This is a genomic window from Ruegeria sp. CH6, assembly GCF_056537005.1.
The window spans coordinates 319,279-343,887 of record NZ_JBQFQS010000002.1 but is presented as its reverse complement, the minus strand read 5'-3'; the positions used below and the strand labels follow the sequence as shown (position 1 = coordinate 343,887).

General features: G+C 55.7%; 21 protein-coding genes. 10 read left to right on the top strand and 11 right to left on the bottom strand.

Annotation, left to right across the window (positions count from 1 at the left end):
* Positions 1–72 precede the first annotated feature (72 nt).
* Positions 73–1,146 carry an agmatine deiminase family protein gene (locus tag ACR0CW_RS05975; RefSeq protein WP_480787138.1) on the top strand — a complete coding sequence of 358 codons (1,074 nt, stop codon included), beginning with the start codon at positions 73–75 and terminating at the stop codon, positions 1,144–1,146.
* Between the two features lie 43 nt (positions 1,147–1,189).
* Here the strand turns inward: ACR0CW_RS05975 and ispG are convergent, their stop codons facing one another.
* The 3 genes from ispG to hemA form a co-directional block, all read right to left on the bottom strand.
* Positions 1,190–2,311, bottom strand: coding sequence for a flavodoxin-dependent (E)-4-hydroxy-3-methylbut-2-enyl-diphosphate synthase (ispG, locus tag ACR0CW_RS05970; protein WP_480787137.1), 1,122 nt, complete (start codon positions 2,309–2,311; stop codon positions 1,190–1,192).
* A gap of 70 nt (positions 2,312–2,381) precedes the next feature.
* Positions 2,382–3,596 (bottom strand): helix-turn-helix domain-containing protein, encoded by a 1,215-nt coding sequence (locus ACR0CW_RS05965; RefSeq protein WP_480787136.1) that lies wholly within the window; start codon positions 3,594–3,596, stop codon positions 2,382–2,384.
* A gap of 128 nt (positions 3,597–3,724) precedes the next feature.
* A complete protein-coding gene (hemA, locus tag ACR0CW_RS05960; RefSeq protein WP_155150981.1) occupies positions 3,725–4,948 on the bottom strand; it encodes a 5-aminolevulinate synthase in 1,224 nt (407 codons plus the stop codon).
* 336 nt (positions 4,949–5,284) lie between these two features.
* Here hemA and ACR0CW_RS05955 point away from each other — a divergent pair, with 336 nt between their 5' ends.
* Positions 5,285–6,670, top strand: coding sequence for a dipeptidase (locus tag ACR0CW_RS05955; protein WP_170330902.1), 1,386 nt, complete (start codon positions 5,285–5,287; stop codon positions 6,668–6,670).
* 56 nt (positions 6,671–6,726) lie between these two features.
* Here ACR0CW_RS05955 and lpdA read toward each other — a convergent pair whose 3' ends face one another.
* Positions 6,727–8,121 carry a dihydrolipoyl dehydrogenase gene (gene lpdA, locus ACR0CW_RS05950; RefSeq protein ID WP_480787135.1) on the bottom strand — a complete coding sequence of 465 codons (1,395 nt, stop codon included), beginning with the start codon at positions 8,119–8,121 and terminating at the stop codon, positions 6,727–6,729.
* Positions 8,122–8,334: 213 nt separating this feature from the next.
* Between lpdA and ACR0CW_RS05945 the strand changes: the two genes are divergently transcribed.
* Positions 8,335–8,769 carry a hypothetical protein gene (locus ACR0CW_RS05945; protein WP_480787134.1) on the top strand — a complete coding sequence of 145 codons (435 nt, stop codon included), beginning with the start codon at positions 8,335–8,337 and terminating at the stop codon, positions 8,767–8,769.
* On the opposite strand, the gene ACR0CW_RS05940 is transcribed toward ACR0CW_RS05945, so the two are convergent.
* The 4 genes from ACR0CW_RS05940 to ACR0CW_RS05925 all read right to left on the bottom strand — a co-directional run bounded on the left by ACR0CW_RS05940 (position 8,766) and on the right by ACR0CW_RS05925 (position 15,309).
* Positions 8,766–9,347, bottom strand: a complete 582-nt coding sequence (locus tag ACR0CW_RS05940) for a DUF924 family protein (protein ID WP_480787133.1) — start codon at positions 9,345–9,347, stop codon at positions 8,766–8,768. The genes ACR0CW_RS05945 and ACR0CW_RS05940 overlap by 4 nt on opposite strands.
* A 107-nt stretch (positions 9,348–9,454) precedes the next feature.
* Positions 9,455–10,726, bottom strand: coding sequence for an MFS transporter (locus ACR0CW_RS05935; protein ID WP_480787132.1), 1,272 nt, complete (start codon positions 10,724–10,726; stop codon positions 9,455–9,457).
* A gap of 105 nt (positions 10,727–10,831) precedes the next feature.
* The gene (gene queA, locus ACR0CW_RS05930) at positions 10,832–11,878 is read right to left on the bottom strand and encodes a tRNA preQ1(34) S-adenosylmethionine ribosyltransferase-isomerase QueA (RefSeq protein WP_480787131.1); all 1,047 of its coding nucleotides are present in this window, start codon (positions 11,876–11,878) and stop codon (positions 10,832–10,834) included.
* A 44-nt stretch (positions 11,879–11,922) separates the two neighbouring features.
* Positions 11,923–15,309 (bottom strand): YhdP family protein, encoded by a 3,387-nt coding sequence (locus tag ACR0CW_RS05925; RefSeq protein ID WP_480787130.1) that lies wholly within the window; start codon positions 15,307–15,309, stop codon positions 11,923–11,925.
* Between the two features lie 68 nt (positions 15,310–15,377).
* Here ACR0CW_RS05925 and ACR0CW_RS05920 point away from each other — a divergent pair, with 68 nt between their 5' ends.
* The 7 genes from ACR0CW_RS05920 to ACR0CW_RS05890 all read left to right on the top strand — a co-directional run bounded on the left by ACR0CW_RS05920 (position 15,378) and on the right by ACR0CW_RS05890 (position 22,388).
* Entirely contained in the window at positions 15,378–15,839 is a 462-nt protein-coding gene (locus ACR0CW_RS05920; protein WP_480740243.1) for a peroxiredoxin, read from the top strand.
* Between the two features lie 102 nt (positions 15,840–15,941).
* Positions 15,942–16,760, top strand: a complete 819-nt coding sequence (locus ACR0CW_RS05915) for a ferritin-like domain-containing protein (protein ID WP_480787459.1) — start codon at positions 15,942–15,944, stop codon at positions 16,758–16,760.
* 174 nt (positions 16,761–16,934) lie between these two features.
* Entirely contained in the window at positions 16,935–18,266 is a 1,332-nt protein-coding gene (locus ACR0CW_RS05910; RefSeq protein ID WP_480740242.1) for a DUF5930 domain-containing protein, read from the top strand.
* The gene (locus ACR0CW_RS05905) at positions 18,256–18,756 is read left to right on the top strand and encodes a bactofilin family protein (RefSeq protein ID WP_155150996.1); all 501 of its coding nucleotides are present in this window, start codon (positions 18,256–18,258) and stop codon (positions 18,754–18,756) included. The genes ACR0CW_RS05910 and ACR0CW_RS05905 overlap by 11 nt, the downstream gene beginning before the upstream one ends.
* 169 nt (positions 18,757–18,925) lie before the next feature.
* Positions 18,926–19,969 carry an Ldh family oxidoreductase gene (locus tag ACR0CW_RS05900; protein ID WP_480787129.1) on the top strand — a complete coding sequence of 348 codons (1,044 nt, stop codon included), beginning with the start codon at positions 18,926–18,928 and terminating at the stop codon, positions 19,967–19,969.
* Between the two features lie 226 nt (positions 19,970–20,195).
* Positions 20,196–20,885, top strand: coding sequence for an aquaporin Z (gene aqpZ / locus ACR0CW_RS05895; RefSeq protein ID WP_155150999.1), 690 nt, complete (start codon positions 20,196–20,198; stop codon positions 20,883–20,885).
* Between the two features lie 213 nt (positions 20,886–21,098).
* Positions 21,099–22,388, top strand: a complete 1,290-nt coding sequence (locus ACR0CW_RS05890; RefSeq protein ID WP_480787128.1) for a hypothetical protein — start codon at positions 21,099–21,101, stop codon at positions 22,386–22,388.
* Positions 22,389–22,419: 31 nt separating this feature from the next.
* On the opposite strand, the gene ACR0CW_RS05885 is transcribed toward ACR0CW_RS05890, so the two are convergent.
* The 3 genes from ACR0CW_RS05885 to ACR0CW_RS05875 all read right to left on the bottom strand — a co-directional run bounded on the left by ACR0CW_RS05885 (position 22,420) and on the right by ACR0CW_RS05875 (position 24,574).
* Complete coding sequence (locus ACR0CW_RS05885; protein ID WP_480787127.1) at positions 22,420–23,382, bottom strand: DUF3179 domain-containing protein; 963 nt, start codon at positions 23,380–23,382, stop codon at positions 22,420–22,422.
* Positions 23,383–23,517: 135 nt separating this feature from the next.
* The gene (locus ACR0CW_RS05880; protein WP_480787126.1) at positions 23,518–24,075 is read right to left on the bottom strand and encodes a peptidylprolyl isomerase; all 558 of its coding nucleotides are present in this window, start codon (positions 24,073–24,075) and stop codon (positions 23,518–23,520) included.
* The gene (locus ACR0CW_RS05875; protein WP_155151010.1) at positions 24,068–24,574 is read right to left on the bottom strand and encodes a peptidylprolyl isomerase; all 507 of its coding nucleotides are present in this window, start codon (positions 24,572–24,574) and stop codon (positions 24,068–24,070) included. Before ACR0CW_RS05875 ends, ACR0CW_RS05880 begins: the two co-directional genes overlap by 8 nt.
* Between the last annotated feature and the right edge of the window lie 35 nt (positions 24,575–24,609).

Here is a 24,609-nt window from a genome sequence, read left to right as displayed (position 1 = left end):
CTGGATGACGTATACGCAGCCAGCCCGCTGGATTGCACAAACAAATCTGTTGATCTTGAGAGGCAGATAGCGATGAACAGAAGAGAAATGTTGCTGGCCAGCGGAGCATTCGGCCTCATGACACGCCCAGGTATCCTTAGCGCAAACCCTGCCATCGGCTATTTCGTTCCACCCGAGGAAGGCCCGCATCAGCGTACATTCATGCAATGGCCGGCGAACCGCAGGGTGCACTCTGACAGGGTTTTCCGGAAAATGGCGCAGCAGACGATCGCTGATATCGCAAATGCGATATCCGATTTTGAACCCGTCACTCTGCTTGCTGCAAAGGAAGATCATTCATCGGCACGCAAAAAGCTCTCTGCCAGCGTCGAGCTTTGGGACATTCCTACCGACGACCTCTGGTGCCGCGATTCTGGACCGATTTTCGTAGTTAATGAAAACGGTGATCTCGCCATCACAAATATCCAGTTCAACGGCTGGGGCGAGAGGCAGATCAACACGAATGACTCGCAAATCGCCAGACGTGTTTCCGAACATCTGGGCCTGCCCTTCCTCAAATCCGGTCTGATCGGTGAAGGGGGTGGCGTTGAACAAGACGGCCACGGCTTGCTCATGGCGCATGAGAGTTCATGGGTACACGACAACCGAAACCCGGGGATGTCGCGCAATGAAATTGAAGCGCTACTGCTGAAGGCATACGGGGCCGATCGCATGATCTGGTCCGAAGGCGTTTGGGACGAGGATATTACTGATTACCACATCGACAGTCTGGCGAGGTTTACCGGCCCCGGGCGTGTCCTGATCAACCTGCCGGACGATCCGGATCCAGCCGACCCGTTCCATATGGCGGCCCTGGACACTCATGATGTGCTTGTCGCTGCCGGGCTACAAGTAGATGTCATCCCCGAGCCTGTTGAGCGCCGCATCGACGATGAGGAATTCGTCGCATCCTATGCAAACTACTACGTTTGCAACGGCGCGGTAATCGTTGCCGAATTCGGTGATCGTGAAACCGACCAGATCGCGCAGGATGCGATTTCCCGGCACTATCCTGGTCGCGAAATCATCACACTTAACGTCGACACGTTGGGTGAGATGGGAGGCGGCATTCACTGCGCAACGCAACAGATGCCAGCAGTCACTTGATCTGCACCGCGGGTCGCGTGCGACGCCCTGAATAAGCTGTGCTTTACTCAGCTGCCTCTTTGGCAGCATCGAGTTCTGCCGCCTTTTTCTCGACCTCTTCAACGATGTGGTCGATCATCTGATCGTTCGACATCTTGTGGCTGGCCTTACCGGCCAGATAGACCATACCAGACCCTGCCCCACCGCCGGTGAAGCCAACATCGGTCATCAGCGCCTCACCCGGACCATTCACGACACAACCGATGATCGACAGGCTCATGGGTGTCTTGATGTGCTCAAGGCGCTTTTCCAGCTCTTCAACAGTTTTGATGACGTTAAAGCCCTGACGCGCGCAGGACGGGCAAGAGATGATGTTGACGCCGCGGTGACGCAGACCCAGAGATTTGAGAATCTCGAAGCCCACCTTGACCTCCTCGACAGGATCGGCCGACAGGCTGACACGGATCGTGTCCCCGATGCCCATCCAAAGCAGGTTGCCTAGCCCGATGGCAGATTTGATCGTACCACTGACCAGTCCACCAGCCTCGGTAATCCCCAGATGGATCGGTGCATCTGTCGCCTCGGCAATACCCTGATAAGCTGCCGCTGACAGGAATACGTCGCTGGCTTTCACACTGATCTTGAACTCATGAAAATCGTTGTCCTGAAGGATGCGGATATGTTCCAGCCCGCTTTCGACCATCGCCTCAGGGCACGGTTCGCCATATTTCTCCAGCAGATGCTTTTCCAGACTGCCCGCGTTCACGCCGATACGGATCGAGCAGTTGTGGTCGCGTGCAGCCTTGATGACTTCTTTCACACGCTTTTCGTCACCGATGTTACCCGGGTTGATGCGAAGGCAGGCAGCGCCGGCTTCAGCAGCCTCGATACCACGACGATAGTGGAAATGGATATCAGCGACGATCGGAACGGGGCTTTCGCGCACGATCTCTTTTAGCGCTTTTGACGACGCCTCATCCGGTACCGAAATACGCACGATATCTGCGCCTGCCTCAGCTGATGCCTGAACCTGTGCAATGGTTCCGGCCACGTCAGTCGTCAGCGTATTGGTCATGGTCTGCACTGCAATGGGCGCATCACCCCCAACCGGGACGTTCCCAACCATGATCTGGCGGGATTTGCGGCGATAGATATCGCGCCAGGGACGTACGTGATTGAGAGACATGAAAACCGGTCCGCGTCTGCCTAGGTTGCGCCTTAGATAGTTCGGCGACCGGGGTACCGCAATGGTTAGATCACTCGGCGGGCGCTTCTGTCGCCTGAGTTTGCAATTCGGCGACCAATTGCTTGAGCGCACTGTTATGGTCTGCTTCCAAATCCGCCACGGTGAACTGCTCGGACACCGAGTCTTTGGACAGCACAACACCCTTAGCTACTGTTCCAGGCGCGCCGACAGGCCCATAGTGTTTGCCATTTACTTGGAAATAAACCGAACCTGCAGCACCAGCGCGCAATTGAGGTGGCTCTTCTGTCAATGGTACCTCGTAGACGCTGCCCTGCTCCACGGTACCCAGCGTGTCTTCAAAGATGACACTGCCATCAGCTGCAGTCACGCGCATCCATGCCGGATTTACAGCAACAATCCGTAGTGAAGTATCAAGTTTCTCTACAACCTGCGGCAACGCAGGGCGTTCTACCGTGTGAACATCGGCAATCTGCGTTTCAGGAACCTCTGGCGGTCTGAAGGTGCCTACCGTACGCGGATCAAGCGTGGATATAGGCGCATCACGGGCAACAAGAACGGGTACGTCCAACGCCTGCGGTCGATAGAGGCGGTCAAGCGCTTCTGCACTCGGGCTTTCCAACCCGGCTATCTCTGGCTCCTGCGAACGGCTTTGCGCTTCGTGCAACGGATCAAGATCCGACAGCACGACCGGGGCCTGTTCAACCGGTGCCACCTGTACCTGCTGAATCTTGTTCAGCACGGACCAACCGCCGTATCCAATCCCACCGATCAGCGCCAGAAGGACAAGAGACGACCCGATTGCGCGAGGCTCAATATGGCTGAAAACCGATTCATTGCCGGGCAGGTATGGTGTGTTGGGAGAGATGAACGGATCGCGCCCCATGGGACCGCGGTTTGGCAGATCCCCAGTTGCTTTTTTGACAACCGATGCCTCTGCCGACATGCCGTGCGCGACCTCAAATCCACTTTCCTGACAGAAGGCGGCGAAGGTATCATCCGGGTTCATCCCCAGATAGCGGGCGTAAGAACGAACATACCCGGCAATGAAGCCGGGTGTGTCAAATGCATCAGGATCAGCATTTTCGATGGCAGCGATGTAGTTGGCTTTGATCCGCAGTTCGCGCTGAACATCCAGTAGCGACTTGCCCATGGTTGCCCGCTCGCCGCGCATCATGTCACCAAGCCGTACTTCGAAGTCGTCGAAACCCTTTGGTCTGACGTCTACGTCTTCCTCGGAATCGCGCTGTGTCCTGCGCCCAATCATCCCTGCTGCCCCATTTTGCCTGCCGCGTGCTTAGCGCGAACAGCGAATCGTCCCCATAACGATTCGTCTGTTTGTTTGTTAGCGTAAGCTTAACACGCGGCAAACGTGTTGCACACTTTGGCGTGAGGTTAACCGGCAAGTTCGGCGCGATTTAGCGCACAATGTGACCAAAGTTCGTCCATCGCCTGGATCAAACGGTTCATCTCGCCGGGCCCGTGTACAGGTGACGGCGTAAAGCGCAGGCGTTCAGTCCCGCGAGGAACGGTCGGGAAATTGATCGGCTGAACGTAAATTCCATGATCATCCAGCAGCCTGTCACTGAGGATTTTGGTGTGTACCGGGTTGCCGACAATCACCGGAACGATGTGACTGCCGTGGTCAATCAACGGCAAGCCCATCCCTTTCAGACGCAGCTTGAGCACCTTGGCCTGCGTCTGATGCTGTTCCCGCAGTTCCGATGCACCTTTGAGATAGGCAACGGAGGCAGCAGCACCCGCAGCAACCGAGGGCGGAAGAGACGTGGTGAAGATGAAGCCCGGCGCGTAAGAGCGTACAGCGTCGCACATCTTTTCGCTGGCGGCGATATAGCCACCCATCACGCCGTATGCTTTAGCCAGCGTTCCGTTGATGATGTCGATACGATGCGCCAGCCGGTCACGCTCGGTTACACCACCGCCGCGCGGGCCATACATGCCGACCGCGTGCACTTCGTCGATATAGGTCAGCGCGCCGAATTCGTCTGCCAGATCGCAAATTTCTTCGATCGGACCAAAGTCACCATCCATCGAATAGACCGATTCAAAAGCGATCAGCTTGGGCACTGCAGGATCGTCGGCCTCAAGCAGTTCACGCAAATGCGCGACATCATTGTGGCGGAAGATTCGCTTGTCGCCACCATTGCGACGCACACCTTCGATCATCGAGGCGTGGTTCAGCGCGTCGGAATAGATGATCAGGCCCGGGAACAGCTTAGGTAGCGTGCTCAGCGTCGCATCATTTGCGATATAGGCACTGGTGAAAAGAAGCGCAGCTTCTTTACCATGCAAATCCGCAAGCTCGGCTTCCAGCCGCTTGTGATAGACAGTTGTGCCAGAGATGTTGCGTGTACCGCCCGACCCTGCACCCGCGGCATCAACGGCCTCGTGCATTGCGTTCAGGACGACGGGATGCTGCCCCATGCCCAAATAGTCGTTGCCGCACCATACGGTGATATTCTGCTGCGAACCGTCTGGGCGGGTCCGAACGGCGTGAGGGAAATGGCCGTTGCGACGTTCGATATCGATGAAGGTCCGGTAACGTCCTTCTTCATGCAGCCTGGCAATCGCTGAATCGAGCTGAGCAGTGTAGTCCAACGGACCCTCCTTCGATGTCCGGATTGTATTGACCACAACCGGACCACTTTGTTCGCCGTATCTCCTGGCCTAGACCATTAGTACGACTTTGCGTTCCTCTGTATCAACTACCTACTGCTGATCAGTGGGACCTAACTTTGATTTGCATCAATTATCCCTTAACACGCCCTCGGACAAGTAAAGTTACGGCTATAAGACGCGAGGAAACGACGCAGGTAGTTCTACGGCTCTTTCCTTATTTCCGATAGTATACTCCAATTCCCGCCGATACACACTGGACGACACCGCCAGCGCTGCTAGGCTCCGCGCAAATTCACATCCATTCAGGAGAAGCCTATGTCGCTTGACGCTGTTCTGAGCAGGATCGACACCGATCTGACCACTTCCATCGACCGGTTGATGGAGTTTCTGCGCATACCGTCCATCTCAACTGATCCAGCCTTCAAGGAGAACGTTGATCAGGCAGCAGACTGGCTGGTCGCAGATTTGCAAAGCATTGGCATTAAGGCGGAAAAGCGTGAAACCCCCGGCCACCCCATGGTGGTTGGGCACGTCGGTGAAGATGGCGATGGGCCACATGTGCTGTTCTATGGCCACTACGACGTACAACCGGTTGATCCGCTAAATTTGTGGAACCGTGATCCGTTTGATCCGGCGCTGGAAGATACCGAGCATGGGCAAGTCATTCGCGGCCGCGGCTCGTCGGATGACAAGGGTCAGTTGATGACCTTTGTCGAGGCTTGCCGCGCCTGGAAGGCAGTTCACGGTAAACTGCCCTGCCGGATCACATTCTTCTTTGAGGGAGAAGAAGAATCGGGCTCTCCGTCACTGGTGCCGTTCCTCGAAGCCAACAAGGAAGAACTGCAAGCTGATCTGGCCCTCGTCTGCGATACTTCGATGGTCTCGCGCGGCGTTCCTTCGATTGCCTCGCAACTGCGCGGCATGCTGAAGGATGAGTTCACAATCATCGGCCCCCGTATCGACCTGCATTCCGGCCACTACGGTGGGCCGGGCCTGAATCCCCTTCGTGAGCTATCCAAGATTGTCGCTTCTTTCTATGACGATGAAACCGGACGCGTTGCGGTCGAAGGGTTCTATGAAGGCGTTCACGAAGTCCCCGCCGAGCAGCTGCGCCAATGGGAAGGTTGCGGATTTGACGAAGCTGAATACCTGAATTCGGTGGGTTATACCCAACCCCACGGCGAAAAAGGCTACTCCACACTTGAACAGCAATGGGCGCGCCCAACGCTGGAAGTGAACGGCCTTTGGGGTGGCTACAATGGTGCCGGATCCAAAACGGTGATCCCGTCAGAGGCGCACTGCAAAATCACCTGCCGACTGGTCGGTGACATGGACCCGGATGCCCTTCGCGATAAGATCCGTAAACACGTGGAAGAGCGGCTGTCCCCCGATGCGAAGGTTGTTTGGGACAATGACCTCGAAGGCTCCCCTGCTTCTGTCATGAACCTTGACCGCCCCGAATTCGAAGCCGCGCGCGGCGCACTGTCCGACGAGTGGGATCGCGAGGCTGTATTCACCGGCATGGGCGGCTCGATCCCCGTAGTCGGCTATTTCGATACGGTTCTGGGACTAGATTCGATGTTGGTCGGCTATGCCAACGACGATGACGCTATCCACTCACCCAACGAAAAGTATGACGTAAAGAGCTTCCACAAGGGTATCCGCTCGTGGGCACGCATTCTGGATGCTTTGAATAAGTAAACAAAAAAAGGCACCGCCGATATGGCGGTGCCTTTTCCCTTGGGAACATCCCAAACTTACATGTGAATCACCCGGCCATAGGCGTCCAGCACACTTTCGTGCATCATCTCGGACAAGGTCGGATGTGGGAAGACGGTGTTCATCAGGTCTTCTTCGGTGGTCTCAAGCTGGCGACCAACCACATAACCCTGTATCAACTCTGTGACTTCCGCGCCAATCATATGCGCGCCCAGCAATTCACCGGTTTTGGCATCAAATACGGTTTTGATCATGCCCTCGGGCTCACCCAGAGCGATGGCCTTGCCGTTACCGATGAAGGGGAAACGGCCAACCTTGACCTCGTAGCCCAGTTCTTTGGCCTTAGCTTCCGAGTAACCGACCGAAGCGACCTGCGGCTGACAATATGTGCAGCCTGCGATGCTTTCCGGTTTGACCGGGTGCGCGTGTTTGCCTGCAATCAATTCGGCAACCATGACACCTTCGTGGCTGGCCTTGTGCGCCAGCCAGGGCGCACCAGCAATATCACCGATGGCATAAAGACCCTCGACACCGGTGCGACAGAACTCATCTGTCACAACGTGAGTGCGGTCGATTTTGACACCAAGCGCCTCGAGGCCGAGGTTTTCGACATTACCAACGATTCCAACTGCAGAAATCACGGTGTCAAAGTCGTGTTTCTCGACCTTGCCATTGACTTCGATATGCGCTGTGACCTTGCCTTTGCCACGATCCAGCTGCTTGACCATCGCCTTTTCCTTGATGGTCATACCCTGCTTGGTAAAGGACTTTTTGGCGAATGCGCTGATCTCGGCATCTTCGACGGGAAGGATGCGGTCCATCACCTCGACCACGGTCGTGTCAGCACCCAACGTATGGTAGAAGCTTGCAAACTCGATACCGATTGCACCTGAGCCGATGACCAACAATTTCTTGGGCATGCGCGGTGGCTGCAGAGCGTGCTTGTAGGTCCAGACCAGATCACCGTCAGCCTCAAGCCCAGGCAGTTCACGCGCCCGGGCACCGGTCGCAAGGATGATGTTCTTTGCCGTCAGTTCTTCGGTGCCCTTATCGGTTTTGACACTGACCTTGCCCTTGGTTGGGATCGTTGCCTCACCCATCACGACGGTGACTTTGTTCTTTTTGAGCAGATGTCCAACGCCACTGGTCAACTGTTTGGCCACCCCGCGCGAACGTTTGACCACGGCATCGAGATCATAGCCGATCTTGTCAGCGCTCAGACCAAAATCCTTGGCACGCTCCATGAGGTGAAACACCTCTGCAGATCGCAGCAACGCCTTTGTTGGGATGCACCCCCAGTTAAGACAAATCCCACCCAGATGCTCGCGTTCAACCACGGCCGTCTTCAGTCCCAACTGGGCCGCGCGGATAGCAGCGACATAGCCACCGGGCCCTGCCCCGATTACGATCAGATCAAAGGATTGTGCAGCCATGTGTACCTCTCGGCGCAGGTCGATTGAAAACTAGTTTACCGTTAAACTATTTTTTCAAACTCATCAATGTCCGTTCCCGCGACATATATGACGCGAGGTCAGCGTGTCTGAATTACACAGAATTGAACCTATACCCGAGATACACCAATAGCTAGAACAGAGGTGCCCGGACCACCGGGTATTTCATTCTCTTAGATTTCCGAAAGGCGTATCATGGCCAAAACGCTCAAAGATTTAGTGCTCGCCCTTTTGAACGCAACTTTGATCCTTGTGGCCTTGTGCCTGTTTCTGGGACTGAAACTTAGCCAATCGATCGAGAGTATCCGGGATGGGTTTGCTGAGAACCTGCAACTGGTGGCGCCTCTGCGGGATCAGGCGCAGAGTATTCGGGGAGAGCTTGCAGCCGTGCGCAGCGATTTGGCGGCTATTCGCTCACAGGATGGTACACTGGACAGCGTAGTCAGTCAGAAACTGAATGCCACATTGCAGCGGCTTAATGATCTGGAAACCAAACTGGAGACCACCCAGTCACAGCTCGCGGGTTTAGCAGAAAAACCCGAAGAGCTTATCGATCACGCCATTAGCACTTCGGCTGATGTCGTGACCGATCGAATTCTTGTTATTCGAGGCTGTGAGCCCGCGACCTAGGTCGCGGCCCCCTGCAACTCGCGAACAGTTGAGCCGTAACCACCGCTGCTGACATATGCCGCCTCGTGTTCGGTTGTCGGACGCTCCAGCGCCTCGTTCCGATATGGAAACCGACCGAACTTGCGGATCACTTCGCGGTGGGCTCGTGCATGCAACAGGTTGCCTGCGCCGTTTTCCGGCATACGCTCACACATGAGCCGCACACAGCGTTCCTGATCACAAAGGTTTTCCGAGTGCATCATCGGCAGGTAAAAGAACTGCCGTGCCGGCTCGTCAATCTTCAGATCCCAGCCTTTGTCGACCGCACATTTCGCGGCTGTCAAAGCTGCCCTGTCAGACGAGAACGCCTTTCCACTACCCCGGAACATATTGCGCGGGAACTGGTCCATCAGAATGATGTACGCCAGTGAGCCGCTGGGATAGGTCAGCCAGAGCGAGAACCTGCCCTCGCACGCCGCTTCCCATGTTTCGAGGAACAGTTCACGGATTTGCGCATCAAGCGCTTCATCCTGCAGATACCACCCCTCGGGGCCAACTTCATCTAACCAAAAACTCAATACTTCTTCAGGACCTACCATGCCCTTGACTCCGTAATTGCCCTCCCCAGGGACGTAAGGTCATTTAAGTCCGTTTTACAGAATTGTTACAGTAACATATTGCAACATTTGCGACACAAATCCGGCGCTCAGGCAGGTTCTTGCGCATCCGGATCATCCTGCGCAGCCTCGATTGCAACCTCCTGCGCCACTTCAAGCGCAACTGGTGACGAAGTAGGCAGAATGGAGGCAATCGAACTGGTCTCATCAACAGGTACGTAGGCACGCTGTGTCATACGGTAGAGCGCATAAACCGCCATGATAAACATGAGGGTCGCAATAAACAGGAAGAAGCCTGCGGGTCCCACGATGCCTTCCCCCATCAACCAGCCCGTAATGAGCGGGCCTGCAATCGCACCAAGACCGTTAATGAATATCAGGCCGCCAGAGGCTGCGGACATATCGTCATACTCAAGATAGTCATTGGTATAGGCGATCAGCAGCGAATAGAGCGGGCTGGTCATGCCGCCGATCAGGAAAGCGCCTGCCAACAGGATCGTGAAAGTGGCCCCGAAGAACATGCCGATCAGAGCACCACAGCCCCCAACGACAGCGACAAGCAGGATCAGGATGCGTCGATCCATACGGTCGGAAATCCAGCCAATCGGATATTGCAGCAACACTGCGCCCACATAGAACGAGGCTACAAAGGTCGAGATTTCGACAAGCGACAAACCAGCCTGAGCGCCGTAAACCGAACTCATCCCGAACTGGGCCGAGAAAATGCCGCCCAACAGGAACATGCCAACGCAACCCAACGGGGATGTTTCCATCAGCTTGCGCAATGTCATGGGTTTGGTCGTGTCAAATGCAGGGGTTGGTGAAATCGACAGCAGAATTGGCGCAAAAGAAACCGAGACAAGGATCGATGCGATCACGAATGTCTCATAACCTGCGGGATCGCCTATCAACAAAAGTGCTTGTGCGCTGACGATACCCGTCATCTGTACGATCATGTACAGCGACAGCGCTTGCCCACGGTTTTCGTTGCTTGCGGCATTGTTCAACCAGCTTTCAGCCGTCACATACACCCCGGAAAAGCAGAACCCGATCACAACGCGCCCAAGTGACCAGGCAATCGGGTCGGTGAGCATCGGATACATGATCATCACGGCAGAGATGAAAGACGCCAGTGCCGCAAATACGCGTACATGCCCTACGCGCCGGATCATTTCAGGTGCAAGGCGCGATCCGCCAAGGAAACCGACAAAGTAAGCCGACATCACGAATGACATCTGCAGAGTCGAGAAACCCTCAATCTCACCCCGCACACCCAGCAGCGTACCCTGAAGGCCGTTGCCGACCATCAGCAATCCCATACCAAGAAGAAGCGCCCAAGCGCTGGAAAGAACCTGAAGCATGCTGCCACCCGGAATTGCCGACGTGTTGTACGTCTTGAGATCAAAAAACCCTTTGGTCGCGCTTGTCTACGACATTCTAAAGGCGCGATCCGGAAAACACGGCTTTCAAGGCATCAAAAGCGACGCATCCCCATAAGAGAAGAAACGATATTTCCTAGCAATGGCATGCGCGTAGATGTCGTTGACCCGATCCTGCCCCATCAGCGCCGACACCAGCATCAGCAACGTCGATTTCGGCAGGTGGAAGTTGGTCATCAACGCGTCTGTCACATGAAACTCGAAACCCGGATAGATAAAGATATCGGTTTCGCCTTCCCACGGCTGAATACTGCCGCTGCGGGCCGCGCTCTCGATCAGACGCAGGGCAGTCGTACCTACGGGAATGACCCGTCCACCGGCGGCTTTGGTCGCGCGTATTTCCTCGGCGGCCTGTTCGCTGACGCGCCCCCACTCGGCATGCATCTTGTGTGTGGTGACGTCCTCGACCTTGACCGGGAGGAACGTCCCCGCTCCGACATGCAAGGTAACATGTGTAAACGTCACCCCGCGTTCGCCCAGCGCATGCAACAGCGCCTCATCGAAATGTAGCGATGCGGTTGGGGCTGCGACGGCTCCTGAATTCTGCGCCCAAACGGTTTGATAGTCGGTCTTGTCCTGCTCATCCGCAGGTCGTTTGGCTGCGATGTAAGGCGGCAATGGCATCGCGCCTGCTTGTTCAAGCGCTTCGTCGAAATCATCGCCTCGCAGATTGAAACGCAAACAGGCTTGTCCGTCCTCGACCCGTTCCAGCGTCGCACTCAGCCGTTCCGAGAACACGATCTCTTCGCCAAGCTTCACTTTCTTAAGCGGTTTGATCAGTGCCGCCCATGTGTCATCAGATTGCGGATCAAGCAAAGTCGCCTCAATTGCGGCCGAGACAGGCCCTTGCGCGCTATTGCGATGGCGACGCCCATTCAGTCGCGCAGGAATCACCCGCGTATCGTTCAGGACAAGACGGTCACCCGGGCGCAGCCAGTTGGGCAAATCCAAAACCTGCTGATCCGTGATCTCACCCCCATTTGCCACCAGCAGGCGCGCAGAGGAGCGCGGGCTGGCAGGCCGCGTCGCGATCAAGTCTTCGGGCAGGTCGAAATCAAAGTCACTCAGTTGCATGGCGGCGCATTACAGGGCTCTGACAGATTCGGCCACAGCCTGACTTACCGATCCTCACCGCGAGTTCCCTGAGTGGGTTGGGTCCCACCTGGGTTCTGCGGCTGCGCGTTAGGCCCGTCAGAAACCGTGGGTCGTGGTCCGCGCATAAGGTCGCGAAGAAACAGTGGGGCGAGTCCGGATAGTGGGTTTACCGAAACCTGAGGCGAGCCAATCGGCCCTGTCAATGTATAGTTGAATGCAAATATCCCTTCACCTTTTCGCGTCAGAACACTGCCAATCGCGTTGACCAGGTATATCGGAGATATCGCTCCACGCAGATTCAGCGTCTGCCTGACCGTATCCACGGTGCCATCAAAGGACAGGCCCATTGACGGGCCTACCGCGCTACCGCTTAGAACTTTGACTTCGGTGGGAGTAATCCGCATCTTGCTGTCAATTGACGAAAAATAGATGCCCTGTCCCGCCATCTCGGTCAGCAAGCCAACCAGGCTGATGGCATTGAGCAAAGCAGCCATCGCCGGGGCATCCTTGATACGGGTATCGGTGATCTTTAGGTCGACATCATAGTTCCCGGCTTCGGCAATCGGATCCAATTGTACGCGCAGGTTACCTTCTCTTGCCTGCGTCAAAAGCCCGGCAGAACTCAGAACCGCACCTGCATCATTCGAGGTTAGGGTCACCGCACTTCGCCCGCCACGAGGGGATACCTGACCGTTGATCGCTGCTTTTCCATTCACCCGCGCTGAGAATGGCCCCCGAAGACCACCTGTGGTTTCAAACGTACCCCGCATCCCTGTTAGGGCAACCTCTTCGGTGACCTGCAGCCGGTCCAATGCAACCTCAAGCTTTGGTCCCGGCCTAGAGCTGCCTCCGCCACCGGTTCCATTTCCAAAGGTCGCCTTTCCCAGATCCATAACGCCACCGAGAACGCGAATGTCCGGCAACGCGGCTCCTCGCCCAATCAGCTCGGCGGGAACGGCCAGCCATTCACCCAGCTCGAATGAACTGAACTGAACACGATCCAGCTCATCACCATCCCGGAACGATATCGACGCGACCGTTCTGAGACCAGCTGCATCAAGCCTGAGCGAATCCACACGCAACTGGTCACCCAATGTGGCCTCTGCCGTTAGGCTGCCACTACTGTTTGCCCCTTTCCGCCAGCCGAGCTCAGGGATGGCCAGCGCCACTCCGACCAGATCGGACTCCGCGGACAACTTTGGCGGCTCGCCCGCGCCAATCCCCAATCGGAGTGCTGCCGTACCCTGCCCGGTCAACATCCCATTGGGCAGCCCTGCTCTGAGTTCATCCATCAACCGCGGTGATAACTCGATCTGTCCTGTCAGTTCGCTGCGCTGAGGTTCTTCGCCTCCGATCGGTTGTTGCCAACGAGCCTGAATCGGCACCACCCCAAAGAAGCCATTCCCCTGAATGTTGACCTGGGTCTGGTCTCCACTCAATTGCAGATTATCTGCGCTGACGTTGACGTCGGGAACCAGCTTATCACTCGCCAGGTCATCGAGACTTCCTGTGAAGTGAAACTCCGCTTCTTCAAATTTCAGCTTCTTTTTCAGCGGTAGCGACAGTGTGCCCACCAAGCCAACCCGGCCATTGGCCAAATCAACTGGCAAACCGGCTTTGGTCATCACTTCGAGAGGAGCCCGGTTCAACAACGAAAGCGCTGCTGTAACGCTACCGTTTGCAACAATCCGGGCGATACCGGGTGTCGTTTTCTTGATACTCACATCCGGGATGATGAAGGACGTGCCTGATGCATCAACTGATCCGCCCTCGTCTGCGACAACGACACCCTTTTGAGCCGTTATCGTAAAGCGGTCATTAATCAGGCTTGCCTGACCCTGAGCATCCTCCACAGGAGGCAATGTCTTGGCAAACCGAACGCGAGCTTTATCAAAATCGAAATCCAGATAAATGTCGGGTTCGGATTGTGGTCGCAACCTGAGTGCAAAATCCATGTCAGATACTTCACCCTGATACAGATTTTCAGTCACCCAAATACGCGGTTTGGGTGCAAGCCGTGGCGGCCAATATTGCAAAACCTGTTCCGAGGGCATCTGATCAATATTTGCATTAAGGTCCACGCTCCAACCTTCGGTCAGACCGACCAAGTTTCCCGAAGCGCGCAATCGATGTGCACCATCTTCGATCGTGACCTGTCCCAACTGCACCCGAAACGGATTTAGCTTCATCTGAAAATCCAGATCAGCGCGTCTCAGTTCCAAGGTCTCAGTGAACAGATTTGCCGGATTCACACGAATACCGATCAGACGAAATTGTGCCGCCATGCTCTCTAGCAAGCCGCTATCAACGCCTTGCAGAAAAGCCTTGCCTTCAGCCTGCACAGACCCCCAGGCTGAATCGATCGAAACCTCGTTGAAATCCAGAACCTGACCAACCGGATCATAGGTGAAGTACGTACGCGCGGATTCAAACGGCACCGGTTTGATTTCGGGGTTCGGTTGCACGGCACCAGCGCCCAGGTTCAGAGTCGCAAAGACCGGGCCCAAGGCCGCCTGCGCATCAATGCTGCCTCGCAATGCCCCGGAAATTGGCGTGTTGAGCACCTGCAACCATGCCAAAGCCGGGGTCTGCCCGGCAATATCTTCGGCAGGCAAGTCGGTTATTGATACGCCAAACCGGGCCGCAGGCGAGCCCAGTGTGCTGGTATAATTAGCTTCGATAGAACTGACATAATCACGCCCTGCCAGTACCGAGAAACCCGTTGCCAAACGTACTTCGTTGTCATTGCGGTTGGCCTGAATATGCCCACCATCCAGAAGCCACGACCGGCCCAGTCGCAAATCCTTGTAATCAAGAGTGATTGCATCAAGTTCGACCGAAGTCAGGGCCGACAATGCCGGGGATTGGAATATCCTGTCCGAGCCTTCCAGTAGCTGAGCAAAATTCGGTGCCTCCTGCAAAGGCGTGCTTCCAGATCCGACGGTCAGCGACAGCGCGCCATCGGGACCGCGCGTCAATGCAATCAGCGCTCCGTTCAGGATGATGCGCTTGGGGCGCACCTGGCCGCGCAACAGCGGCCTCATCGCCAGACTTGCACGTACATCTGCGACCTGGGCGATTTGCTGTCCCGCCGCATCGCTTACGGTCACATCCGTAAGTCGCAATCTGGGTCGCCAACCTTCGTGAATGATAAAGCTGACGTCACCGAACCTGATCTGCAAACCACCCAAGGCCCGCTCAAGGCGCGCTTCGACGCGGTCGCTGAGCCACTCAGGTGCATGCAGCCGCTGACCAACCACCATAAATCCCGTGAACAGCGCGAGAAACAACAACAGGACAACACCGCGCAAAGTCCACAGACCAGCCCTGCGCCGACGGGATCGGCGGCGCGGCTGTTGTTCTGCCTGCGCAGCACCTTCCTGATCTTGCTGGATCAATTTGCTATCCACGCCTTTCAAACCGACTACGCCGCCCTATGATGTCGAGCATCAATTAAAAACCTTTGCCGGAGTTTCCAATGCCCGACGTTTCAGACACCGCCCCCGATTTCACTTTGCCCCGCGATGGCGGCGGAGAAGTGACTTTGTCGAATCTGCGCGGCGGTACCGTCGTTTTGTTTTTCTATCCCCGTGATGATACGCCGGGCTGTACCAAGGAATCCATCGGTTTCTCAGAACAACTTCAATCCTTTGCCGACGCGGGTGCTCAGGTTTTTGGCATCTCGCGTGACAGCGTCGCAAAGCATGACAAGTTCGTTGCCAAGCACAGCCTGACGACGCCCTTGCTGTCAGACGAGCGATCATCTGTTTGCGAAGATTACGGCGTCTGGGTGGAAAAGAAGATGTATGGCAGAACCTCTATGGGGATCGAACGATCGACCTTCATCATCGACGCAGAGGGGAAGATCGCCCGCGTCTGGCGCAAGGTCAAAGTGCCCGGCCATGTCGAGGAAGTTCTGGAAGCTGTTCAGGCGCTTTAACGGTCAAGTTCACAGTCCTCTCGACCCTCAGCTTGATCCGGTTTATCACCCGCCACGAACAGCGATTGGCGGAGGAAACCCGTGCCAAAAACATTGTCTCAGATGGCGACCGAGGTTCTGACCACCGCGGACGGCAGGGCGAAAACCGCCCTGTCAAAGAAATATGCGGCTGCATGGTTCGAATCCAGAAAAGGCGATTCTGAGCCGATCGAAGTCGGAACGGCAACTCCTCCGCTTAATCCGGCGCGGCCTGATCGTCCCGAGTTGTTGTCGCCCCGCGATGTTCCGAGACGCCGTCCCGGTAGTGAAGCGGGCAGGATCGCCCTGCTGCATGCTGTTGCACATATCGAGTTAAATGCTGTGGATTTGCACTGGGACATCATCGCCCGGTTCGGGCATGTGCCCATGCCAATCGGGTTTTATGACGACTGGGTGAAGTGCGCCGAAGAGGAATCGCGCCATTTTGAAATGGTGTGCGACTGTCTGGAACAAATGGGCAGCCACTATGGCGCCCTTCCCGCCCATGCCGGTATGTGGCGCGCAGCTGAAGACACCGCCGAAGACCTGATGGGTCGGCTGGCAGTCGTGCCAATGGTGCTTGAAGCGCGTGGGCTGGATGTAACCCCCGGCATGATTGACATATTCCGCAAAGCTGACGCCAAACAGGCGATTGAAGCGCTGGAAATCATCTATTCCGAAGAGGTCGGCCACGTAGCGTATGGATCAAAGTGGTTCCACTTTTTGTGCGGTCGGGAAAACGCAGATCCAAAAGATGTGTTTCACCAGCTTGTACGCCGCTATTTTCAAGGAGCGCTCAAACCGCCTTTCAATGAAGAGAAACGCGCCGAGGCCGGATTGCCTCCGGATTTCTACTGGCCACTCGCGGATGATATGCCACCACCTGGGGTTGTGAAGGACTGATATTCCTCCCTCAGATCGGCAATTTCCTGCCGATGCCGTGCGGTAATTCTCTGTCCGGGCAGACCTGATTGTTAACAAACTTGCCCAAACGCGACTTGGCCTTTATGCAATCGGCCCAAGGGACGGCTACCCACTCATGACCGGTCCCGAACAGGGGATGAGAGGTAAAGACGCGTGCGAACACGTCTGGCAATCAAACTACACTCACTGCTCGAGCGGCACTTTCCGGAACGCCGGGTATTTTTAAAGTCCGATAATGACACGCGGTTCATCCGTCTGAGTTCGGAAACTCAGATCGCAGCTGTAGCTGGAGTTGCCGTTATGGTGGGCTGGACCGCTGTCTCAACAGCAATATTGCTGATGGACAGTATCGGATCTGGGAATTTCCGCGATCAGGCCAAGCGCGATCAGGCGACCTATCAGGAACGTCTCAACATTCTGTCCGCAGAACGCGACGCGCGCGCAGAAGAGGCACTGGCTGCGCACGATCGGTTCAACGCCGCACTGGAGCAAATCTCGGCAATGCAATCCGAGTTGCTCAAATCGGAAAACCGGCGTCGCGAACTGGAAACCGGGATCGAAGTTATTCAAACCACTCTCCGCGCGACTATGAAGCAGCGTGAAGAGGCCCGGGTTGAACTCGCTGAGCTCCAGCAGGAAACTGACAGCGACGAAATGTACATGGTGGCTTCGGCCAATCCTGCGCAGATGGCGTTCATGACAGATGCGCTGGCGCGCACTGCACTTGAACGCGACGAGATCGCTGCGAACGCCCAGGATGCGTTGGAGCAGCGCGATGAGCTTGAGCTTGAAATCCGGCTGATGCAGGAGCGCAGCGACGAGATTTTCCGTCAGCTGGAAGAAGCTATGGTGATCTCGGTCGAGCCGCTGGATAAGATGTTCCGGCAGGCTGGCATGCCAACAGATCGCATAATCGAAGAGGTCCGGCGCGGATATAGCGGTATGGGCGGTCCGCTGACCCCTTTATCCTTCAGCACGCGCGGTGAAGAGGCAGAACTTTCTGCCGACGAAGTGCGTGCGAATACTCTGCTACAGCAAATGGATCAGTTGAACCTGTACAGGATCGCTGCAGAAAAGGCCCCCTTTGCAAGTCCGGTGCGTGCGGCCGTGCGCTTTACCAGTGGCTTCGGTACCCGGCGTGATCCCAAGACGGGTGGCCGCCGAATGCACAATGGCGCTGATTTCGCTGGTGCAACCGGCACCGACATCTTTGCGACAGCAGATGGCGTAGTAACCCATGCAGGCTGGCAATCCGGTTTCGGCAGGCTGGTTAAGATCAAGCACGCCTTCGGGATTGAGACACTTTATGCTCATAATACCAAGATCCGTGTAAAGGTCGGTCAAAGGGTCTCGCGCGGCGATCATATTGCTGATATGGGTAGCACCGGACGGTCGACCGGCACGCACCTGCACTACGAAGTACGCGTGAATGGTAAACCTGTAAATCCAATGACTTACATCAAGGCTGCGAGAAATGTTTTCTAAGAGCAAAATGAACGAGCCCGCACCCAAGGCTTCTGAGGCGGCCAAACCCGCCGCTCCGGCAACTCCGGCAACCCCTGCCCCTGCAGAGACAAAGGCAAGCACTGCGCCCAAGCCAAAGCCACCGGCGTCGGTACTGTCTTCTGACCTGCATATCACAGGTAATATCAAGACCACCGGAGACATTCAGGTTGAAGGCACTGTCGAAGGCGACATCCGTGCGCACCTGTTGACCATCGGTGAAACCGCGACCATCAAAGGTGAAGTTACCGCTGATGACGTCGTAATCAACGGTCGTATCGTTGGCCGCGTGCGTGGATTGAAAGTACGCCTGACTTCGACCGCACGCGTCGAGGGCGACATCATCCACAAGACCATCGCCATCGAAAGCGGCGCACATTTCGAAGGTTCGGTTCAGCGTCAGGACGACCCCCTGAATCCGGGCCGCAGCGGCAAGTCGGGCGCAAACCCGGCAGCCGAAGTCAGCCAGTAATCCAGCTGACATTCCAATCGTTTCAAACACCGCAGAGAAATCTGCGGTGTTTTTTTGTTCGCTACAGATGCATCGGCGCTTGTTCGGAAATTACTGCAGTTCCGATTTAGATGTGTAACCGTCAGAGGCAATCACTCCGAATCCGGAACATAGTGTTGCAGGAGGCACAGTGGGCAAACTTCATGCTGATGATCGGATCGAGGTCTCCCCCGAACAAGCCATTCTGACAGCAAAGGCGCTTTTCATAGCGGCTGGCACCACGCCCGAGGTTGCGGAAGAAGTGGCAAAGCACCTTGTGCAAGCTGATCAATGTGGGGTCGAATCCCACGGAATCGTACGTGTGCTGCAATACACTCGAGAGATGTTGGACGGTACGCTGAACACCGGCGTGAAACCTGAGATCAAGAAAAGCGATAGTGGCCGCCTTACCATCGATGCGGGTGGCAGTATCGGCATCCCCGCAATGAGAATGGCGCACCAACTGGCGGCAGAGACCGCGATCGACAGGGGCATTTCAGCTGTTGCGGTTCTCGGTGCCGGACATACGGGACGGCTCGGAGCGTTTGGTGAAATCGCAGCTGAAAAAGGTTGCCTCTCTATCGCAATTGGCGGAGGCAATCGCAAACGCTGGCGTATGGTAGCGCCTTATGGAGGGCGTACAGCGCTGCTTCCAACCAACCCCTACTGCATCGCAATGCCCGGCGGAGAACGGGGGCCAGTTGTGATCGACATCGCAACCTCACAAGCTGCTGGCGGCTGGATTTATGCCGCACGTGCTGCGGGTGTAGAACTCCCTGACGGTTTGATTGTGAACCGCGATGGTGAACCAACGCGAAATCCCGAAGACTATTTTGATGGCGGAGCGATCCTACCCAAAGGTGGCCCGCTGGGATATGGCTTGGCGTTGATTGCGGAATTGATCGGCGAAGCGATGCTTGGCCCGGTACTGGCGGGTGAGATCAACTGGTTGGTACTGGCCCTCGATTGTCGTCGGTACAACACGTCCCCATCGATGCAGATCGCTGCCGAAGAGATACTATCTGAAATTCGCAGCTCGGCACCGGCAAAGGGGCACGACGTGGTTGAAGTGCCGGGTGAGCGCGAACGAAACCTGTTTGCGGATTCGCAAAACCAACCTTTACGGATACCGCGCAGGATATGGGGCGCGATCGAAGTCCTGGCCAGCGAACTGGACGTGAATACGCACCAATAATTTAGTGACATCGGCAAAAAGTGTATCTGCTTATCTGCTGCCCCAAGACATGTAACCACCCTCAAATCAGCGTGGCGCGGGTATCGTACAAAGGCTCAGAACACCGTTCTGACCACCACAATTTACGCAATTGACGACAACGCGCAAAAACTCCCCATAAGGCACAGTTTCACAAAAAGTATTTTTTGAATTAACCTTAACTCCATTGTTTTGTGGAGGACTTTCAATGTCATCAAAACTTCTGGCTGAATTTTTTGGCACTTTCTGGCTGGTTCTTGGCGGCTGTGGCAGTGCGGTTCTGGCGGCAGGTGTCGCTGATGTTGGTATCGGTTGGCTGGGTGTCGCGTTTGCCTTCGGCCTAACGGTTCTGACCATGGCTTTCGCCGTTGGACATATCTCGGGCGGACATTTCAACCCTGCTGTCAGTCTTGGTCTGATGATCGGCGGACGGTTTCCGGCGAAAGATCTTCTGCCTTACTGGATCGCTCAGGTCATCGGTGCAATCGCTGCTGCGGCAGTCTTGTATCTGATCGTCAGCGGCGCGCCGGGTTTTGAGGGTGTCGGCAGCTTTGCGACAAACGGGTATGGCGAGGCCTCACCAGAGGGTTATTCGATGATGTCGGCTTTGGTGATCGAAATTGTCCTGACCGCATTTTTCATTCTGATCATTCTCGGTGCAACATCTGATCGGGCTCCCGCCGGTTTTGCTCCGATAGCCATCGGCCTGGCCCTGACACTGATACACCTCATCTCGATCCCGGTGACGAATACATCCGTAAATCCCGCACGTTCGACAGGTGTGGCGCTGTTTGCAGATGGCCCGGCTATGGCACAGCTTTGGCTGTTCTGGGTCGCTCCGCTGATCGGCGGCGCCGTTGGTGCGCTTATCTGGAAGGTGATGGCATCTGACGAGTAGCAAAGTCTTAGACAGATAAATCCACAAAGACGTTGCCGAATTGGCAACGTCTTTTTTTATGGAAATTCGGCAAACTCTGCTCCACCTAAACGGACAGCTTCTTTGACTTCACCAAGACACACCCGAGACAAGAATTGGACCTTCGCGCTCTGGTGTGTTGAAATCCGGGATTAAGCCGCGAAAATCCATTCGCATGTGCAAGAGAGCAAGTTCATGAGTGCCCGCCCCGGCTTTAAACGCCCCGCATCGGCGATCCCGGCTACAACCGGTGTGATCGCCATTACCGCAATTCCAATCCTGCATTACCTATGGCCTGACATGCCAGGGATATCGGATCGGGATCAGACAGTGCTGTTTGCCCTGTCGATATTTGGTTTGCTCGCCCTGTCCGAGATATTCATCGCAAGGATCCATCTCCAGCCGGGCAGCGGTCTGGTTTACAGGCCCAAGAACTTCTCAGATCCGCAGTACATTCTGGACTTTCAGATCAAGCTTGTCGGACTGGCCGCCAGTTTTGGACTTCTGGCGCTGTTTTATCTGACTGCGGATATCTATCGAAGGGATTGGTATCAGCCCTTCTTTTCCCTGCTAGCGGATTATTGGGGCCTGATCTTAGCTGTTGTCCTGCTGACAGTAACTGCGGTTCATTTTTCCATGCGGCATCCGCGCGACGGGCTTTGGCATCTGGGACGCGTGGTTCTGACCTTTGGTCGTCAGTCGACTGATGCCCCCGGGCTGAAGGTTCATCTGCTGGGCCTCGGGATCAAAGGGTACTTTCTGCCGTTGATGTTCTGCTATCTGGTCTACGACTGGTCTTTCCTGCAGACCCGTTCCCTTTGGGATTCAACAAGTTTCGCTGAAGCCTATCGCTATCTCTACCGATTTGCCTTCTTTTTGGATCTGACGATCGTTGTGATTGGCTATGCCACGGCAACCCGCCTGCTGATCTCACAAATCCGCTGGACTGAGGCAACGGTAAGCGGATGGCTGGTTTGTATCATCTGCTACGCTCCATTCTGGCAACTTTTGTCGCGCAACTATTTCAACTATGTCGAAGAAGGTTTCGCATGGGGCAATTGGCTATGGGACTACCCGGTGCTCTATGTCTTATGGGGCAGTACGATCCTCTTCTTCCTGGCGATTTACTGCCTGACTGCCGCGCGTATGGGGATCAGATTCTCAAATCTTACCTATCGCGGGCTGGCATGTGACTTTCCCTACAACATCAGCAAGCACCCGTCTTATATAAGCAAAAACATCACTTGGTGGCTTATTTCGATCCCTTTTATCGCGGTTGATTTCTGGACCGGTATAGCGAATTGCACTGCACTGCTCGGGGTAAATGGGATCTACTATTTTCGGGCATGGCATGAAGAAAGATGCTTGTCGCAAGCTCCATCCTACCGCGCCTACAAGAGCCATATCAATGAACATGGAATGCTGGCGCGCGTAAGGCGCAGTGTATCCGGGCGGGCGCGTCAACGTCCCAAGCAAACAAGCTAAGGGTTCTTGAAACTGAGCGGGCTTACCCCTCTCAGGGATCAATCATCCACGTCCCGTTGGGCCAGAATGCATGGAAGGCAAAGGCGAACATAACGTCGTGGACAACATCGCGCCCGTTACCATCCCGCACCCGGATTGACCCGACATCCCGCCCGTTTCCAATGCTGCTGGTATCCAGAGCCGAAGACTGTCCTGGCATCCAGCTGATTGTTACACCCGCCTCGCTCACTTCTCCTTCGCGACTGAGACGTGTCAACGGCCAGGCTCGATTGCCCACGCGTACCACCCGTTCCAGCGGATCAATGCCATGCGGAGGCATTTCGCCGGAATAAAGGAATGGTCGGCGTGAAGTATCGTAACCACGATAGGGGTTGCGCCCGTAGTCGCGATTGAAGCCCGGCTCCGCCATGACAAGCCCAATTGGGTTACGCTCTTGAAACTCTGCCCAGCTTTCCATCCAAGCAGGCAGCGCCTTGAGTTGAGTTCCTGTCAGGCGTCCGACAATCGCTTCACCGGTGGCTTGTTGCCACCAGCTTTGGGTTTCGCGGTCATACATGATCATGTCCGAGTTACGCAGTTTCCCACTGACCCCGAAACTAAGCACACCGCGGGGAGTACGACGATCGAACACGATGCCGGAATTGCAGAGCGGGCAATAGGTCACCGCGATCGGCTTTCCGCCAACCCGGTCATTCACGATCTCATGCCACATCAGGTATCGAATGGGATAAGCGCGCGGGCTCTGGCCTGACAGTTCGACCGTAATGACAGGTTCTGATGCCGCGAGACCTGATTTGCCCGATGCGCGCACAAATGCCGGATCACTTAGCGCCGGGATCCCATCTTTGGGTGGACCGCCCGATTGAACCTCGGACCAACTCCCGATGTTTGTCTTTCCGAAATTGGTATCAGGCCACTCACCACGCCATTGATCCGGGTTTGCTTGCGCCGTGGATGCAAACAGGATCATCAGTAAGAAGGTAAAGATGCGCATCTCGTTACCTCGCCATTTGCCTCATCTTATACAGACGAAATAACGCAAACAGCCTGCAACACGCAGACGTGAGGGATTGTGCAGGAAATGAGATGAGAGAGAGACCGGCACCAGGGTTGGCGCCGGTCAATAGCGTCACTCGACGACGGTGACCTTTTTCATGACGTCTGGCTGGCCAACGACGGCACCGTTCTGGCCGGCGCCGCGCTTGATGGCATCAACCACGTCCATACCGCCGGTTACTTTACCGACGACCGTATACTGGCCGTCGAGGAACGGACCAGGCTCAAACATGATGAAGAACTGCGAATTGGCGCTGTTGGGATCCTGAGCCCGCGCCATTCCGACGACACCGCGATCAAACGAAATATCCGAGAATTCAGCAGGCAGATCGGGGCGCTCAGAACCTCCACGGCCTGCCGCGCTGACGTTGAAGTTGTCAGAGTTCATGTTGCCGTATTCGACATCACCTGTCTGCGCCATGAATCCGTCGATCACGCGGTGGAATACCACGCCGTCATACTTGCCTTCACCAGCCAGAGCGGTGATCTGCTCGACATGCTTCGGCGCGACGTCTTCGAGCAGATCGACGGTGATCGTCCCGTTGGCGCCCTCTCCTTCGACCTCAATTTCCAGGCCGGTGGCCAGCGCAGGGCTGGCCAGCAGGACAAATGCAGCTGCCAGCTTATACATCGGCGGCCACCTTGACGCTGATCATGCGGTCAGGGCTCATTGGCGGCTCACCGCGAACAATCGCATCCACGTGCTCCATCCCGTCGATAACGCGGCCATAGACCGTGTATTGACCGTTCAGGAAGTGGTTGTCCTTGAAGTTGATAAAGAACTGCGAGTTGGCCGAGTCCGGATTCTGCGAACGTGCCGCACCCAGTGTGCCACGATCATGAGGCAGTTTGGAGAATTCAGCCGGAACATTCGGCAGCGACGAACCACCGGTCCCCGCCATGCGCAGGTTGAACCCGTCTTCCATGTCACCGTGCTGTACATCGCCGGTTTGTGCCATGAAGCCGTCGATCACACGGTGGAAGGCCACGTTGTCATATTCGCCAGCCCGGGCCAGTTCTTTCATCCGAGCGCTGTGCTGCGGTGCCACATCAGGCAGCAGCTCGATGACGACATTACCGTCCTTGAGTTCGACGATGATTGTGTTTTCGGGATCCTTGATCTCGGCCATCTGGCCCTCCTGTCGATTGGTCTTGCGCAAATACC